Source organism: Shewanella colwelliana (assembly GCF_001735525.1).
Lineage (GTDB): Bacteria > Pseudomonadota > Gammaproteobacteria > Enterobacterales > Shewanellaceae > Shewanella > Shewanella colwelliana.
In genome coordinates this window covers 109,982-127,051 of record NZ_MCBT01000001.1, presented here as the reverse complement: position 1 = coordinate 127,051, position 17,070 = coordinate 109,982, and the positions used below count along the sequence as shown (strand labels likewise).

At 46.5% G+C, this 17,070-nt stretch carries 14 protein-coding genes and 1 riboswitch; of the genes, 8 read left to right on the top strand and 6 right to left on the bottom strand.

Features of this window, described 5'->3' with window-relative positions; translation table 11 throughout:
- Positions 1-23: 23 nt before the first annotated feature.
- From BEL05_RS00625 to BEL05_RS00610, 4 genes are all read right to left on the bottom strand, one after another.
- On the bottom strand, positions 24-1,055 hold the full coding sequence (locus BEL05_RS00625) for an HlyD family secretion protein (protein WP_069669958.1): 1,032 nt from the start codon (positions 1,053-1,055) through the stop codon (positions 24-26).
- Positions 1,052-1,363 (bottom strand): hypothetical protein, encoded by a 312-nt coding sequence (locus BEL05_RS00620; protein WP_028764989.1) that lies wholly within the window; start codon positions 1,361-1,363, stop codon positions 1,052-1,054. Before BEL05_RS00620 ends, BEL05_RS00625 begins: the two co-directional genes overlap by 4 nt.
- Before the next feature lie 260 nt (positions 1,364-1,623).
- Positions 1,624-2,373: a DUF3108 domain-containing protein gene (locus tag BEL05_RS00615; protein ID WP_083250273.1), complete on the bottom strand. Its 750-nt coding sequence runs from the start codon at positions 2,371-2,373 to the stop codon at positions 1,624-1,626.
- 30 nt (positions 2,374-2,403) lie between these two features.
- Complete coding sequence (locus tag BEL05_RS00610) at positions 2,404-2,754, bottom strand: MGMT family protein (protein ID WP_028764990.1); 351 nt, start codon at positions 2,752-2,754, stop codon at positions 2,404-2,406.
- Positions 2,755-3,052: 298 nt separating this feature from the next.
- Here BEL05_RS00610 and BEL05_RS00605 point away from each other — a divergent pair, with 298 nt between their 5' ends.
- On the top strand, positions 3,053-3,667 hold the full coding sequence (locus tag BEL05_RS00605) for a hypothetical protein (RefSeq protein ID WP_139151797.1): 615 nt from the start codon (positions 3,053-3,055) through the stop codon (positions 3,665-3,667).
- A 43-nt stretch (positions 3,668-3,710) separates the two neighbouring features.
- Here BEL05_RS00605 and BEL05_RS00600 read toward each other — a convergent pair whose 3' ends face one another.
- On the bottom strand, positions 3,711-5,417 hold the full coding sequence (locus tag BEL05_RS00600) for an MFS transporter (RefSeq protein WP_069669955.1): 1,707 nt from the start codon (positions 5,415-5,417) through the stop codon (positions 3,711-3,713).
- Positions 5,418-5,579: 162 nt separating this feature from the next.
- On the opposite strand from BEL05_RS00600, the gene def reads away from it, so the two are divergent.
- The 5 genes from def (at position 5,580) to BEL05_RS00575 (ending at position 12,728) form a co-directional block, all read left to right on the top strand.
- A complete protein-coding gene (gene def / locus BEL05_RS00595; protein WP_028764993.1) occupies positions 5,580-6,071 on the top strand; it encodes a peptide deformylase in 492 nt (163 codons plus the stop codon).
- A 527-nt stretch (positions 6,072-6,598) separates the two neighbouring features.
- The gene (gene imuA, locus BEL05_RS00590) at positions 6,599-7,402 is read left to right on the top strand and encodes a translesion DNA synthesis-associated protein ImuA (RefSeq protein ID WP_069669954.1); all 804 of its coding nucleotides are present in this window, start codon (positions 6,599-6,601) and stop codon (positions 7,400-7,402) included.
- Between the two features lies 1 nt (position 7,403).
- Positions 7,404-8,990: a Y-family DNA polymerase gene (locus tag BEL05_RS00585; protein ID WP_139151796.1), complete on the top strand. Its 1,587-nt coding sequence runs from the start codon at positions 7,404-7,406 to the stop codon at positions 8,988-8,990.
- The gene (locus tag BEL05_RS00580) at positions 8,990-12,127 is read left to right on the top strand and encodes an error-prone DNA polymerase (protein WP_069669952.1); all 3,138 of its coding nucleotides are present in this window, start codon (positions 8,990-8,992) and stop codon (positions 12,125-12,127) included. The genes BEL05_RS00585 and BEL05_RS00580 overlap by 1 nt, the downstream gene beginning before the upstream one ends.
- Before the next feature lie 58 nt (positions 12,128-12,185).
- Positions 12,186-12,728, top strand: a complete 543-nt coding sequence (locus BEL05_RS00575; protein WP_028764997.1) for a tRNA-uridine aminocarboxypropyltransferase — start codon at positions 12,186-12,188, stop codon at positions 12,726-12,728.
- Positions 12,729-12,772: 44 nt separating this feature from the next.
- Here BEL05_RS00575 and trhA read toward each other — a convergent pair whose 3' ends face one another.
- Positions 12,773-13,453, bottom strand: a complete 681-nt coding sequence (gene trhA, locus BEL05_RS00570; protein ID WP_069669951.1) for a PAQR family membrane homeostasis protein TrhA — start codon at positions 13,451-13,453, stop codon at positions 12,773-12,775.
- Between the two features lie 270 nt (positions 13,454-13,723).
- Between trhA and BEL05_RS00565 the strand changes: the two genes are divergently transcribed.
- Together BEL05_RS00565 and thiC are read left to right on the top strand one after the other, a co-directional pair.
- Positions 13,724-14,734, top strand: coding sequence for a hypothetical protein (locus tag BEL05_RS00565; protein WP_069669950.1), 1,011 nt, complete (start codon positions 13,724-13,726; stop codon positions 14,732-14,734).
- Between the two features lie 139 nt (positions 14,735-14,873).
- A riboswitch (TPP riboswitch) is annotated at positions 14,874-14,972 on the top strand.
- Between the two features lie 143 nt (positions 14,973-15,115).
- Positions 15,116-17,068, top strand: a complete 1,953-nt coding sequence (thiC, locus tag BEL05_RS00560) for a phosphomethylpyrimidine synthase ThiC (RefSeq protein WP_037429169.1) — start codon at positions 15,116-15,118, stop codon at positions 17,066-17,068.
- Positions 17,069-17,070: the final 2 nt, after the last annotated feature.

The window sequence follows — 17,070 nt, the reverse complement described above, 5'->3', positions numbered from 1 at the left end:
AATCGGCTGGTGCAATGGCCGAGTTATAGAGCCTGTAAATAGGATTTTACTGCCGTTAACCGTACGGTAGCGCCACCGATTATGTCGAGAAACCCAAGCAGTGAGTGAGGCTTTTCGGCGCTTATCCACGCTGAACCAGTCGCGCCTATGGGAAGCACTGCCATGGTCTCTGCATCGATCTCTAAGATCACTGTTCTGCCTACAGGCGCCGCCCCTCGCTGAATATGCTGAGCTACTGATTGCTCTTGCGGTAGCAGACTGCCCTGCGCTTCGCCTGTAGCATTAACAACACTGTGTACGCGCGCCCTAAATATCTCTCCGGGATAAGCATGGACAAAAAACTCACTAAACTGACCTTTCTGTATATGCTTGTAAGCTTGATCTGGAATACGCATTTCGATAAATTTCTTGTTGATATCCCATAAGTGTAACGAGCCTATCCGAGAGCCGTCAGCAATATAAATATGAGTGACCATGCCATCGAAAGGGGCTGTGACAGTCAAACGAGCTAGCTCAAAGTTTAGATTATCCTGTTGGGCCTTAAGCCCTAATTTTTGGGCTTGCAATACTGCTAAATCGGCATTTAAGGTATCAACCAGATCGGCAGATTCTTCTAAGTCTTTAGGTGAAACATGTTCATTCATGCCTTGATGGCGAATGTGATTGCGCTTTGCTTGTGCTAATGCGACAAGTTTTGCATCTATGGTTCGGTCGATTTCGATTTTTGCCGATCTAACCTCTGACATCGCGGAAGTGATTTTATCGTCCTTCAGCTGATACAGAACGTCGCCTTTGGCAACGATTTGGTTATGGTCGATAAAGATCTTGTCGATCTGTTGACCAATTGCTGGTGATAATACGGCGTGTGGCGCTTTGACTGTGGTTGAATTAGTTAGATCCGCGGGTGAATAAAATCGATGCCCAAGAAAAAGTGTTAGGGCCAGCAGTATGCCGATTGACGTTGTAATAAAGTAATTACGTCCCGTTGGTTTTAATATCTTGAACTTAAATAGCAACCAGGTGATGAGAATATAGGGCAGCATGATCTCTTTCATAGTTTTGTCCCCCTAATCCAAAGCTGGACTTTGTCCCAATCGGTAACAATGGCCAAAACGGCTAATATCCACAGCGGTTTCCATATGAGCCCTAACACACATAACCAGAAAACTAACTTTGCCTGCGCTAAGCCTTTCTCTTTCGCTAGATGCTTTGGTATTGAGTGGATATGCCATAACTTGGCTGCTACCCAAACAATAATACCGAGGGTAATAAGTACCACAAACCACATAAATCCGATGGAATCTAGGAGTCGATACACAGAGGGTAAACTTTCATAGGTCAAACTGGTGCTGTGAATGTGCATTGATATAGCCTCTTAATTTGAATAGAGACGCATAACGCCTTGTGAGCCTGAGGCAATCATAACCAACGTCGTTATGATTTATTGGTATTTGAGATATGCTTGTTTTGCATTGTTGCTGTTGGCTTGTACAGAGTATTACCGTTTGGTCGTTATGATAGGGTCGATAGGCCTCTACAGTCGTGACGCTCTAGAGCTCAATGGTGCTGTTTAATGGCATAAAAAAGCTGCTCGTTGAGCAGCCTTTATGGTTAGGTTAATTCTTAAGGTTTGGGGGGCTGGGTGGCATGTGTCACGGTTGTCACCACTGGGGATTGAAACTGATAGTTAAGCAGTTTTATGTCGAGCTGCTTACTGCCTTTTTCAAAATGGGTCAGTCTCACGGGTAGGTAGCCCAATTCTGGAGACATCCAAAAGAAGGTTTGGCGCTTGGTGCTGTCTCTGACCACTTCGATTTTTACTGTGTCGTAACTGCCGCTCTCAATGGTCATCCGCTCCTTGCCAACTACCTTAAAATCGTATTCATCAATCTCACCACTTTTGAGCATTTTGTAATGCAGCGCAGTTTTACCAGCCATCATATCGAGACGAAATTGCAGTTGAGCCATGAGTGGATCATACAGATCTTCCGTATAGGGAAACTTAGCGCGCTCATCTTTGTAGCGGCTGTGGACTAACTTTTGGTCGATAACATAGGCCGATTGCTCCTGATAGCTGGATCCGGTTCCGGTTCTGTCATGGGTGTAGCGCATGGGAGTAAGTTGGTCACCTTTAATGGTAAAGCTGCTTTTTACTGTGCGCCTATCAGATAGCATTAATAAGCTCACATTGCTGTCAAAACGATACTGTACCTGATTTCCCTCAATTTCAGGGAGCTGAAAACGTGCCTTACCTAGCTCTATGCTGCCGTAATTGACTTGGTATTCGGCTATATGGGGGGTTAACGGCGTTTGCGCCGCATACAGTGGTAAGCTCAGGCTTAAAAGCGTCGACAGAATAATTAAAGGCTTCATCATTGACAAGGCGTTCTCCACTAGATCAAATTAAAATGGTAATTCAAAGACTAAAGTTGCGAGATTGGGCCGCCACTCGTAGTTCGACAATTTTATTTTGCCACAGTTCACTTCAATATCTTCGCTTCTCAGCTTTTGCATCTGCTCAATAAAGGGCTCGCTATTGGGGGCAAATGAAATCTTGCCTTGGCTATTGATAACACGGTGCCAAGGCAGTTGCAGCGTATCAGGTGCCATTTTCAAAGCTTTGGATACATACCTTGCTCGTCCGGGCAGACCAGCTAAATCGGCCACTTTTCCATAGCTACAGACTTTTCCTTGCGGAATGATGGCGACCACATGCCAAATTTTTGCCATAGGCGAAAGTGCGGACGGTTCCATTATGGAACTCCTTTCTAAGAGCGAAGATAAAATAGTAACGGTAAATCGCAGAGCTGACCAGAATTAGTCGCCATAACAGGGTTAATATGGCCGAGAATGGTTACCTTTTTTAAGTAAAGGTTTTTGTTGTTATGGTATTGTAATATATAGAAAAAATCTTGAGATTGAACTGCGCGAATTGGATAATAGCATTTTTCATTTGAGATTGAGTATGTTGCCTCGTTTTTCTTTGGTTAATAGTCCGTTGATCGTTGGACTATTGTCTTCCTCTATGCTTTTCAGTTCTGTGGTGAATGCCATGCCAGATCGGCACATCGCCGATCCTTTAAATTTAAATACCGCTTTGGGTATGGGCCTAGACACTAATGGGCTCAATATCAGTGGTCAACTCGGTTTTGCGCAGCAACGTATAAATGTTACCTCCGCATTAGACGGTGATACCTGGCAAATAAACTATCTTTATTCACCGTTATCAAGTGGGCAAGGTTGGCATTTTAGTGCGGGGGTGGAGCATAACCATACTTATACTCAAGAGGGCAAGTTTAACCATTATCGCTATCGCTTAGGGGCGATCAACGAAACTAATTTAGCGGGTAATATCAAACTGTTTTCACAACTCTCGGCCGATTATGTGGATATTGAGCAGCAGAGTCAGCTCAATAACGGTGGAGCTAACCTATCTTTTACCTTTTTGAAAGTATGGAATGAGCGTTGGTATAACCAACTGATTGCAAGAGGGACTATGGCGCTAGACGGTCATGATCGTTATCAGGCTGGAGCAAAAATAACACTCGGTTATCGCCTAAGCAGACAATGGTCATGGGAGTTAGCCTATCGCTACGATTTTGATAAAGTAGAGCGGGTCGAAAATGAAGAGACTAGTTGGGTATTTGGAGTGCGATCGCAATTTTAAATCGACACCGCTTATCTCATTTAGCGGTGTCGATTGGGTATTATTAGGCCGTTTGTGCGGTGTCTAATGTGGGCTGTTCCATCACGCCAAAGCGATGGAATAGCACTAACCCTAAGGCAGCAAGTACGCCAAGCCCGCCAATGATGTACCACATCAATGCTGGCTGATTAGCCTCTTTAGCTACCTCTGCGTAAAGGTATCCCGAGAGCGGACCTGCCAACAAAAAGCCAATGGCTGATGAGACAAAGTAATAGCCCATAAACATTGCTTTTTTATCATGTGGGGCAAAACTGGCAACATACTCCTGACTTTTTGGCGAGGCAACCATTTCACCAATGGAAAACACCAATATTGAGGTGAGTACCATAGTGCCGCCCATCAACATGCCATGGGCAAGACCACCTAATGCTGTGCCGAGTGCCAAAATTAAGGTGCCTGCCACCAGAACGGGGAGCGGACTGAACTTCTCTGCGATGCGACTGACGACTATCTGCATGAGTACGATAGAGAGAAAATTTAACCCAATAAGGTACTCTGGGTTTATCTGTCGATATTGGCTCGACCATTGCTCTGCATATTGCTGTGCTAGTGCGGGGGATTGTCCAATGAGTGGTAAGGCTTCATTGAGCACGTTGACTGGAACCATTACCTTGGTATGCACCAGTTCGAAATAGACTTGCTGTGCACTGATCACGCCTGCGAGGTGCTCGCCTGCTAAACGTTGCAGTTCGCTGTTAATAAGCGATAGATCGACTGGGGCAAAAAATGCCAACAGATCCGGCGAGCTTGCGAGTAACACCACGAGATCTTGGGTATCAACAAAGTCGCGAATATAGATAGGTAAAGTAATAAATATCTGTTGGTAGACCATCCAAAACCCTGACAATATCAATAAATAAGTTACAAATGGCTTATTACCTACAGTGATTTTTTGTTGATACCAAGGTGCATTGCGCTGATGGCTGGCGAGGTAGTTCCACAGTCCGTGGCCACTAAACCAAACCACATAGCTTATTAGGCAGGTTTGACCGCTAATCCACTTTGCGCCGTAAGACATCAAGATGATCAATGTGCCAAAGAAGAGGACGGCAAACCTTGCGTTACCTAATACATCCTGAATATCCTTTAACACTTGCGAGAGTGGCTTACCTTGTTGCTTATGGGGATCGGTAGGCTCTTGGTAAAAGAAAATAGCAGGAATAAAATTAAGCCCTATCCAGAACGCCGACATGATAAACACCCAGTCCCAGCTAATGGCGCGTACATAACCCGCAATAAAGGGGCCAAGAAATCCGCCAATGTTAACCATCATGTAAAAAATACCAAAACCTAGACCTCGGTTGGTATTGTCAGTGGTTCTGGCCACTGTGCCTGTCACCACAGGTTTAAAACAGGCTGCGCCAATCGCAACGCCCATAAAGGCGATAAAGAAGCCACTAAAGCTAGTGACTTGCCCAAGTAGGTAATAACTGGGACACATAATGCCGTAGGCGATTAGGAACATTTTTCGATAGCCATACCGATCGGCCAAGGCCCCGGTTAACACTGGAAACAGGTAGAGAAAGAAAGGGATCATTCCCTGTAACAGTCCTCGCTCTTGCTCGGTAAAGCCCAAACCTCCCTGATTGTGTGGTGAGGTCATGTAAAGTGATGACAAGGTAAAGAAGCCATACCACGCTAGCCGCTCGAAGATCTCCATTGTGTTGGCGACAAAAAATGTCTTGGGTAGTGGGGTACGTTCTGTGGTCATCCTATTTTCCGTATATTGTATACATTCTGTGTTTTATGCTATCGGCTATTGGACGGGAATACAAGGTTGATCCATTAAGGGAGTAAAAAAGCTGTAAGGATAAAGTTGCCTTTACTTTGATTTGCGTCATAATAACGCAAATTTTTTACCACCAATAAAATCATGTCAGTACTGGATATTCTTACCATCCCCGATGAGCGCTTAACACGCAAAGCAACGCCTGTGAGTGACATCGCCGCAGTGCAATCTTTTATCGATGATCTTATCGAAACCATGTACCACACCGATGATGGTATTGGCTTAGCTGCGACTCAAGTCGGCAGTCCACATGCTATTTTGGTCATTGATCTGTCTGAAGATAGAGACGATCCTCTGGTATTGATCAATCCTGAATTTGTCGAACGTTCAGGCGAATATATTGGTGAAGAGGGCTGTTTATCCATCCCGGGGTACCGGGCAAAAGTGGCCCGTTTTGAAAAAGTGAAGGTCAGTGCCTTGAACCGTGAAGGCCAGCCTATTGAGATCGAATCGGATGAGTTTTTGTCTATTGTGTTACAGCATGAGATGGATCACCTTGATGGTAAAGTGTTTATCGAACATCTATCTAAACTAAAACAGCAAATTGCATTGAAGAAAGTGAAAAAGTATCGTTAACAATTATCGATGCTAGTTCGTATCATCTAACCACCTACAGCAGGTGGTTTTTTTATGGCATTCTCTGAGACCCAAGATGCTCGCCCTTGTGTACTGATCACTTATTGGGTCTGATATGAAAGTTAAAACAAGGCCGTGAACGGCAAAATAGCCCTGAAAAGTATTACCGTATTGCGCGCAGATAATCACTCATTTTCAAGGGCGACTTTAACCTGAACTAGGGGTACAAACGTTACTCCATCTCTCAAGCCAAATTCAGGTTATGCTAAATTTACTACCCGCTAAACCGACTCTAAACTCTCTTTTAACCGCTATCTAACCGCCATTGTTCTCCCGATTGTCCCCCATATTGTTTGGTTATCGATCGCCGATCTTGGATGTAAACCTTGCGATCTCATCATTTATAAATATACTGTGTTTATATACAGTATCGTGCGGTGATTGGACGTGATCAAAATGTCATGGTTATGTACCTTGTTGTTTGCCGTGCCGAGGCAAGGTTTAGATTTTATTGAGAGGTGAGGCTCATGGCGGCGCTAGAGCAAAATGTTAATCTCGCAGGAGCGAGTCAGAGTCGGCTTGAACTGTTACTGGAGCGGGACGATCTTTGGCGCGGCGATGCTCAGCATAGTGTTGCGGGAGTCGACACTGGCTTTGCGGGTTTAAATCAACACCTGTTTAATGGAGGGTGGCCGCCATCTGGCTTATGTGAGCTATTTCAGTCCAGTGAAGGTGTCGGTGAACTGAGCGTGTTACTGCCTTTAATTGCGAAAATCATCCCCTCGAACCCATTGAAAACCACTGCCATTGAAGGAGGTGCTTGGGTTAGTTTTGTGGCGCCCAAACACATCATTTATCCTGAATCGTTATCGATGCAAGGCATTGATGTGAGTCGTTTACTGTGGATTGATACGGCAGATAGAAAAGAGCAACTATGGGCATTAGAGCAGATATTAACCAGTGGTGCTTCACCATTAGTCTTGTGCTGGCTAGATAAGCTGAGTGTGACAGAGGCGCGACGCTTGCAGTTAGCGAGCGAAAAAGGTACTAGCTTGTGCGTATGTTATCTTCCCCAAAGTGCATTGCAACAAGCGCATCCGGTGCAGCTTCGTTTGCTACTTAATCGTGTGGGCGCTACGTCTCAGGGCGCAGACTTATCAACCAATGTGAGCATTATTAAACGTCGAGGTGGTTGGCCAGTGGCAGATTTTGAACTGCCTTTACTGCCGCCCTTTATGGCACAAAGTTTTGCATTCGACGGTATCGTTATGCCAGCTGCAGCATCAATGGCGAATGACAACAATGTGCTGCAAGGGCCGTGGTCAGCCTAATATGCAGTGGCTCGCTATTCACTATCCCAATTGGTTGCTGCAGTACCAAAGTTATCATCAGGGCTTAGCGCCTGCGCAGCCTGTTGCGCTCTATTGTCGGCAATCTAGTCAACTGCTATCTGTATCGGATTCAGCCGTGGAAGTGGGGCTTAAGCCTGGGCAGAGTGTCGCTACCGCGCAAGCATTATCCAGTGATTTACAGCTGATTGCCTATGAGGTTGCTATGAGCATCGAAGCGGCTGATTGGCTCTGTCATTGGAGCTATGATTACAGCGCAAGAGTCGTACCGCTGACCTGCCAGCATCACAGTAACTTGGGTATGGATCTGCACGTGCCAGACACCTTGCTGCTTGAGGTGGGCTCCATGGCACGAGTCTTTAGCGGATTACCACAACTGCTTGAGCAATATGCTACGCAAGCCCAGGAATACTCATTACAGTGGCAATTGGCTTTAGGTGATAACCCGCTTGGTACAGCACTGCTGGCCCACTCTGCGCCGCACTATGTTGCGCCACAAAGCGATAAGAAATCAGATGCGAGCTATTTTCAAGCTGCACAACAACTGGCCACAGGGCATCACATTAAGGCGCTAGCGGCATTACCAGTTAACGTATTACCGATCGCCCTAGAGTTACAACTAGCTTGCGAGAATATGGGGCTAACTCACCTTGAATCACTCTTTGCGTTACCTAGAGCCGAACTTGGGGAGCGATTTGGTGATGAACTGTTGCAGTTGCTGGCTAAGCTTACTGGCCAGTTACCCCAACCACTGGCGTTTTATGAGCCGCCAGAGTGTTATCAACACAAACTGATCTTATCGTATGAAGTTGAGCATATCGAGGGGCTGTTATTCCCGCTTGGGCGCATGCTTAGTGAGCTCGCCAGCTATTTACTGCGCCATCAACGGGCGGTTTTATGCTTAAGGCTTAACTTTGAATATCGCGACAAAGCTTTGGTGCCGCTTATGTTAACCATCAATTACCCTTTTGCGGAGCATCGCAGTGATGGCCTGCTGAAATTATGCCGTTTACAGCTGGAACGAATAGTGTTGAGTTCACCAGTGGTGAGCATCGCCTTGCAGTTGCAAGAGAGCGTGGTATTAACCTTTACACCGTCTGAGTGGTGGCAGGGCAATACCCAAGATGAAGGCAGCACTCGATTATTGGCAACCTTAGTGGCAAAACTGGGTCACGAGTCAGTTAAGGGTATTGCTTGTGTTGCTGCACGTTTACCTGAGGCGAGTTGGCAATCGCAACCGTTAGCACTGGGTCGTTCAGAGACCCTATGCGCCGAATCTCGGGCCAGCTATCAAGGAAAAACAGTCGCGATTAAGCAACAGCGTCAGCGAGCTGGACAAGTGGTTCAGGGTATCCATGATGGCCGTTTTAGGCCCACTTGGTTACTCAAGCAGGCCGAGCCGATAGCGTTAACGGATGTGCGCTTGTTAAAAGGCCCTGAACGTATTGCCAGTGATTGGCATGCAGTAGGCACCCACCGCGATTACTATATTGCCCAGCATAAAGATGGCGGCTTGTGTTGGGTGTATCGAGAAGTGAATGGGATATTTCTGCACGGTTGGTTTAGCTGATGTACGCAGAGCTCCATTGTATCTCAAACTATAGCTTTTTACGGGGGGCATCTCATCCCCATGAGCTGGTGGAGCAGGCAGCTTTGCTTGGTTATCAAGCCGTGGCATTGACCGATGAATGCTCACTAGCTGGCAGTGTAAAAGCCCATGAGGCGGCAAAAGCGTGTGGCGTCAAATTGATCCATGGGGCTGAGTTTCACCTACCTGAAGGGATCTTTGTATTACTCGCCACTAATCGTCAGGCGTATGCGGAGATAAGTCTGCTGATCACTTTAGGGCGTCGGCGGGCCGATAAAGGTGAGTATCATCTCACCTTGATGGATATTCTGGACAGCCAGCAGCAAAGCTTGCTGTTGTGGCAACCCTTTACGCTGGCGCAATATGCGCAAGGGGATTTAGCCGAGCAAGTTCAAATGTATTCGGCAGAATCTCAATTACAGGCTTATGAACAAGCGCTGCTGACGATTGCTCAGCAACTGAAACATACCTTCAGTCATCGCTTGTATCTGTTGATGGAACGCCATTTAGTCCCTGGGGAATCGCTAAATCTGAATCTATGGCAAGCACTGGCAACGAGCCAAGGGCTCGACTGCGTTGCGGCTACAGGCGCACGTATGCATTGTGGTTCACGCCAGCGGCTATTGGATATATTAACCTGTATTGCCCACGGTACCCATGTTGATAATGCTGGAGAGCTATTGAGTGCCAACCGTGAGGCATCACTTACACCGCTTGAGTATCTTAATAAGCGCTACCCCAAGGCATGGCTCGCTGCCACGATCCAGGTGGCGAATCGCTGTCAATTTTCCCTAGATGAGCTCAAGTATGAGTACCCCGCAGAGGTAGTACCTCAGGAGATGAGTGCGAGTGACTACTTGGCTCAAGAGGTGGAGAAGGGCGCTAAACGTCGTTATCCCAATGGCGTTCCGAGTGAGGTTGAACAGCAATATCAAAAAGAGTTAATGCTGATACAAGCGATGAGCTATGAATATTTTTTCTTAACCATCTACGACATTGTCAGTTTTGCTAAAGCGCAACGAATTTTGCACCAAGGACGCGGCTCCGCGGCAAATTCGGTAGTCTGCTACTGCTTAGGGATCACCGAAGTCGACCCGACCAAAGTGAACATGCTGTTTGAGCGTTTTATCTCTAAAGAACGTAATGAGCCACCCGATATCGATGTCGATTTTGAGCATGAGCGACGAGAAGAGGTGATTCAATATATCTACCGTAAGTATGGACGCGAGCGCACGGCATTAGCGGCGGCAGTGATCAGTTACCGTTTTAAGAGTGCAATGAGTGATGTGGGTAAAGCGCTGGGGCTAGACAGTCAGCAGATTGAGGGGATGGTGAAAGGTATTGACCGCCGTGATCCTGATAATCACTGGATGAGTCAGTTAGCAGAGAAAGGTTTGGTGCCGCAAGAGGGGCATGGGCGTTACTTATTGCCTTTAGTTGAGCAACTGATGGGGTTCCCTCGTCATCTGTCCCAACATGTGGGAGGCTTTATCATCTCAGCTGGTCCGTTAGAGCAGTTGGTGCCGATTGAGAATGCTGCCATGCCTGAGCGGACGGTGATCCAGTGGGATAAAGATGATTTAGAGAGCTTAGGCTTATTAAAGGTGGATATTTTAGCCCTAGGAATGTTAACAGCGATTCGCAAAACCTTTGAGTTACTAAGCTGTGATGATCAGCCATTTTCGATGAATGATGTGGTTTGGGAGCAGAACGAGGTTTACCAGATGCTGCAGCGGGGTGACAGCATTGGCGTGTTTCAAGTGGAATCTCGGGCACAGACGGCTATGTTGCCGCGATTAAAACCACGCTGTTATTACGATCTGGTGGTGCAGATAGCCATTGTGCGCCCAGGACCTATTCAAGGCGACATGGTACATCCTTACTTGCGTCGCCGTGACGGACGCGAAGCGGTGAGCTATCCGAGTCCTGATGTGGAAGCTGTTTTATCTCGTACTATGGGAGTGCCTATTTTTCAAGAGCAAGTGATTCAACTGGCGATGGTGGCTGCAGGTTTTAGTGGGGGGGAGGCGGATCAATTGCGCCGAGCTATGGCCAGTTGGAAGCGTTCTGGCCAGTTACAACAATTTGAAGATAAACTACTGAAAGGGATGGCGCAGCGGGGCTATAGCGAAACCTTCGCTGCCCAAATATACCGCCAAATAAAGGGCTTTGGTGAGTATGGTTTCCCTGAGTCTCATTCTGCCAGCTTTGCGCTACTGGCCTATACCTCGGCTTTTTTAAAATATCATTACCCAGCGGCATTCTGCTGTGGCTTACTCAATAGCCAACCTATGGGGTTCTATAGCCCATCACAATTGATCCAAGATGTACAACGTCATGGCGTGATAGTGTTGCCTGTGTGCGTCAACCATAGTCAATGGGATTGCCAACTGGTGCAGCTCTCCACCGAGGTGTCCTGCTATGGGATACGTTTGGGTTTTAGAATGGTAAAAGGGCTTAAGCGTGCCGAGATAACAGAGCTGGTTAACGCGCGTCCAGATAACGGCTTTACCAGCATAGATGCGCTTTATAGACTGCAAGTTTCTCAGCGCTGTTTAACTTTGTTAGCGAGTGCCGATGCGATGGCGATGATGGCGGGGCATAGATATCAGGCTCGTTGGCAGCTATCGGCGTACCAACCGAGCTTACCGCTCTTTGATGACCTGCTTCAACAAACCGTGGTACAGCTTGCCGCGCCAACGGAGATGGCATCATTACTCAGCGATCAGAAGCACCTGGGCCTGAGCTTAGGGCGTCATGGTATGGCGCTACTTAGAGAGCAAGGACTGTTAGGAGGTTGTCTCACAGCAAAACAATTACTTAATTGCCGTCATGGTCAAGTCGTAAAAGTGGCTGGATTAGTTGTTGGCCGTCAGCGTCCAGGTACGGCTTCGGGCGTTACCTTTGTGACGTTAGAAGATGAAACTGGCAATATCAATGTCATCATATGGCATGCCACTGCGAAGGCGCAGCGTCAGCCTTTTTTGACATCAAAAATTTTAAAGGTAACGGGAGTTTTTGAAACTAACTCTGGGGTATGTCATGTGATTGCTGGTAGGCTAGATGATATATCTGAAGAGATGAATTATTTAGAGGTTAAAGGTCGACATTTCAGATAGAAGGCGAATAAGTTATACTCGTGTTCTTTATCTTAATGCTTAGGTTTTACTTGGTTTAATGCAGATCATTTTACTTACCCATGAACGAGAACTCAGCCGAGTAACCAATACTGGCAAGCTTGCGTTAGTGCATTTCCCACAATACTGTCGTAAGGTGATCTGGTCACGGGTCCAGCCTGATAAACCATTGCAATTAGCGTGTGAAACTGGAACGGCCATTTTACTTTTTCCTGCCTCTGAGGTGGCTGAAAAACCAGTGAATGGTTTTGATGATGAGATATCAGTGAAACAACAGAGTGGCAATAAATCAGTGCACCACTATGAGAGGTTAACGGATATTGATAGCCTTGCCCATAAGTCGATTGTTATCTTAGACGCTACATGGCAAGAGGCGCGTAAAATGATGCGCCAAAGCCCTTATCTGCAACAGGCGAGTAAACTAAGTCTGAGCACGACAGCACGGTCTCAATACCAGCTAAGGCGCAATCAGCTCGAAGGGGGATTGTGCACCTTAGAGTGTATTGCCTTACTGTTTTCCCATGCGGGAATGAGTGCAGAGGCTAAACGGTTACAGCAAGCGTTTGCTTTGCATAACGGATAGTTACCTTTAAGGGACGATAGATAATTAACCAGAACTCGGGATAATTAGATCACTGTGAGGTAAATGCATAGAAAGTGGCTTAAGGCACCACCCAGTACAAATAAGTGCCAGATGGCGTGATTATATGGGATACGTTTTACCACATAGAAGATCACTCCAACACTATAAAACAGACCGCCTATCAGCAGGAGACTGAATCCGAGTGAGCTCATAGCCGCTATCAAGTCGTTCATAACGAACACACACAGCCAACCCATCACTAGATAAAGAATAACGCTGAATACTTTGAAACGGTGAATAAACAGGGTCTTGAAAAGTACGCCACCAATGGCGATGATCCAGATCGCAGACAGAATCCAGTTTGTTTGACTGTTATTGAGTTCAATGAGCATGAGGGGCGTATAAGTACCTGCAATCAGCAGGTAGATAGCGCAGTGATCAGCGATTTTAAGCTTATGCTTTAAACCTACATCACTGACACTGTGATAGAGCGTCGAGCAGGAAAACAGGAGAATAATACTGCTACAATAAAGGATAACACCGAATAACTGTACAGGCGTAAGGGTATCAACACCTTTAATGATCGAAAAGATAAGCGCTATAATCCCCGCAATAATCCCAAGTCCATGGCTAATCGCATTGGCAAATTCCTCTCTACTGCTATAAGCAGGTTTTGCCTTAGATATTGACTTTTCGCTATTTATTACGATGGACTGGCTCTGCATAGTATCTTTGCTCATCTGGTTTGACCACAAAGTAGGAGTTTAACAGTTACAGCTTGCTAAATCTATATCCTGGCGTACACGTGTAAGCCTAGTTTTTGCCTAGTCAAAAAGATCTGGTGACCAGCCCACTATTACTAACTTAGTATGACTGATTTTGGCTGTTGATACTGCTCTTATCTTACTGTTCAGTGGGGCCGTTGAACTTTTTTGTTTGTCTGCTTTCAAATTAGTCACGTTAAAAGGTGTTAGGCGTATCTAAGGAAAGATACATTGCGAGCAGACGCTAAGTTAAGTATTAAGAGACAAGGCTTGTTTCATCAAGCAGCAAATCGAGCATTCACGGCTACTCGAACCACAGTCGATGATAAGCATCTGATAAAATTCGACGCAGATCTCCGCTTTAAGCTTGAGACGGCAGTGCGCCAACATGGGAGCAGGCTAAACTCTCTACTTATTCCATGTGCTGGGGCATTGTTCGTTCACCTAGTTATTCTACTGCTGATGCAACTTAGCTGGCAATCTCAAACGGATCCACTCCTTGCGCCCCAAAGCGCTAAGCCTGTTCCAATTAAGGCGTATATGTTTAGCCAGGCACATTTACAACAATTTGACGAAACTCGCCAAGCAGAGAGCAACACTCTGGATAGTAAGGTGCTAAGCATTGATGTGCCTCAAGTGCGTATTAATACGCCAACGCCAGCAATGCGTGACACAGGGGGGCTACGCTCCCCAAGCATCGACGATGTCGCAGATGTGGTCACCACCGAGTTCAGTGTCGCTATTCATTCATCACAGGAAACAGACAATAATGCGGCAAACAGACCTTCGGTCCCTGAAGCTGAATCACTGAAGGGATCAATGCCTAGTATGAGCATTAATCAGATGACAGGGAGCTACCTAAATCGACAGCGTCAGAACGCTCTAGAACAGCTCATCGCTAAGCAAGCCAATCGTTATACTCAACCGCGATCATTGAGCGTTATGGATAGCGATATGGTAGAGCTGGTTTTGCCTCAAGTTGATGAGTTCAGCAATGCGCTGAGTTTAGATAGCCGAGTGGACCCCAATCGAATTGTGAAACATGGCGATACTTGTTATCGCATCGTATCGGTAGCGACGCCGATTAACCCCTATGCAGAGAATATAGGTTACCCGTTTAAATGTGGTGGCGATAACGTTAAGCAAGCATTGAAAAAAGCACTGGATGAAAGGTTAACTAAGATGGGGGTGAGTCAAAAAAGCCGCTCACACCCATCTCAATATTTGATGGGAAATGTTTAACTGTCAGTTTATATGTCCAGATTATTATTTTAGCTCTTGTTTTTAAAAGGCATATTTCTGATTTATCCCTATGATTTTTTTTGATTTCACCCTTGGTGTTTAGTGCTTGTTTCGCTCGTAGGCTTGGGCTTATACTGGCTGCCTCTTGTCGGAGTGCCAATTGGCTGAGACCGTTTATTCGGGATCCGTTGAACCTGATCAGGTTAGTCCCTGCGAAGGAAACAAGCAAAATCTTCATCTTTTTCTGTTCACTCTTTGCGAGCAAAAAAGGTGTCGTTGAGGCTAAATTTTACCACTGTTAAGTGGGATAAATCGCCTGCGCTATCAACTCTCATCTCTCCAGACAAGCAACTTCATTCTACTAAGAAAGTGAGATTGCTTATGTCAAATCGTCGTGAAACCCGAGCGCAAGCTCAACAATTTATTGATAACCTTAAACCGTTACAACACCCTAATTCAGACAAGATCTACCTTGTAGGCAGTCGTCCCGATCTGCGTGTCGGCATGCGTCAAATTCGCCAAGCTGATACCTTGATTGGTGGGGAGGATAATGCCCCAATTTTCGAGCCTAATCTGCCGTTAAACGTTTACGACTGTGCGGGTCCTTACTCAGACCCTACTGCGGATATTAATGTTCGTTTGGGCCTACCGAAACTGCGTGAGCCATGGATTATTGAGCGTCAAGATGTTGAACTACTAGCCAACGTGAGTTCAGGTTTTACCCAGCAACGCCTTGCTGACGAGGGCCTTGATCATCTGCGTTTTGATTCTTTACTTGCGCCGCGCCGCGCCAAAGCGGGCAAAACCGTGACGCAATTGCATTATGCCCGTCAGGGGATCATTACCCCGGAGATGGAGTATGTCGCCATTCGAGAGAACATGGCGCGCAGTGAGGTGAGCGACGAGATTTTGCAGCGCAAAGCCCCAGGCGAGAGCTTTGGCGCGGCAATTGGACCGGCGATCACAGCAGAGTTTGTGCGTGAAGAGGTCGCCCGTGGACGAGCCATAATTCCGTTAAATATCAATCATCCTGAAGCTGAACCTATGATCATTGGGCGAAACTTCTTGGTGAAGGTGAACGCCAATATTGGTAATTCTGCGGTGACTTCATCCATCGAAGAGGAAGTTGAGAAGCTGGTATGGTCGACACGTTGGGGCGCAGATACCGTGATGGATCTATCAACGGGTCGATATATTCATGAAACGCGAGAGTGGATCATTCGTAATTCACCAGTGCCTATTGGCACAGTGCCCATTTATCAGGCACTGGAGAAGGTTAACGGCGTGGCTGAAGCATTAACCTGGGAGGTGTTTAGAGACACCTTGATTGAACAGGCAGAGCAAGGGGTGGACTATTTTACCATTCATGCAGGTGTGCTACTCCGTTACGTACCTATGACGGCAAAACGTTTAACCGGCATGGTGTCTCGCGGTGGTTCCATCATGGCCAAATGGTGTTTATCTCACCATAAAGAAAACTTCCTGTATGAGCATTTTGAAGAAATTTGCCAGTTATGTGCGGCATATGATGTGTCACTCTCTTTGGGGGATGGTATGCGCCCAGGTTCCATTGCTGATGCTAACGATGAAGCGCAATTTGCAGAGCTTGAGACATTAGGCGAGTTGGTTAAGGTTGCATGGAAATATGATGTGCAAACCATCATCGAAGGGCCAGGTCATATTCCGATGAACCTTATCAAAGAGAATATGGACAAACAGCTTGAGCTTTGTGACGAAGCGCCATTTTACACATTGGGCCCACAAACCACTGATATTGCGCCTGGTTATGATCATTTCACCTCTGGCATTGGCGCTGCGATGATTGCTTGGTATGGCTGTGCGATGCTCTGTTATGTCACCCCTAAAGAGCACTTAGGCTTGCCAAACAAAGAGGACGTTAAGCAAGGGTTAATTACTTATAAAATTGCCGCTCATGCTGGCGATGTGGCCAAGGGGCACCCTAGTGCACAAATGCGCGATAATGCCCTGTCAAAAGCGCGTTTTGAGTTTCGCTGGGAAGATCAATACAACTTGGGATTGGATCCTGATACCGCTCGGGCTTATCACGATGAGTCCTTGCCGCAAGAATCTGCCAAAGTGGCACATTTCTGCTCTATGTGTGGCCCTAAATTTTGCTCAATGAAGATCACCCAAGAAGTACGCGAATATGCAGCGGCTCAGGCCATTGAAGTAAAAGCAGCACAGGCATTTCCTAGCAGCGCTAATGAAGAGATTGATGCTGGTATGGCCAAGATGTCGACGCAATTTAAAAATGCTGGTGCCGCACTCTACCATAGCCCTAAGCCAGCAACGCTAGAAAGCTGCGAGGAGTAAAG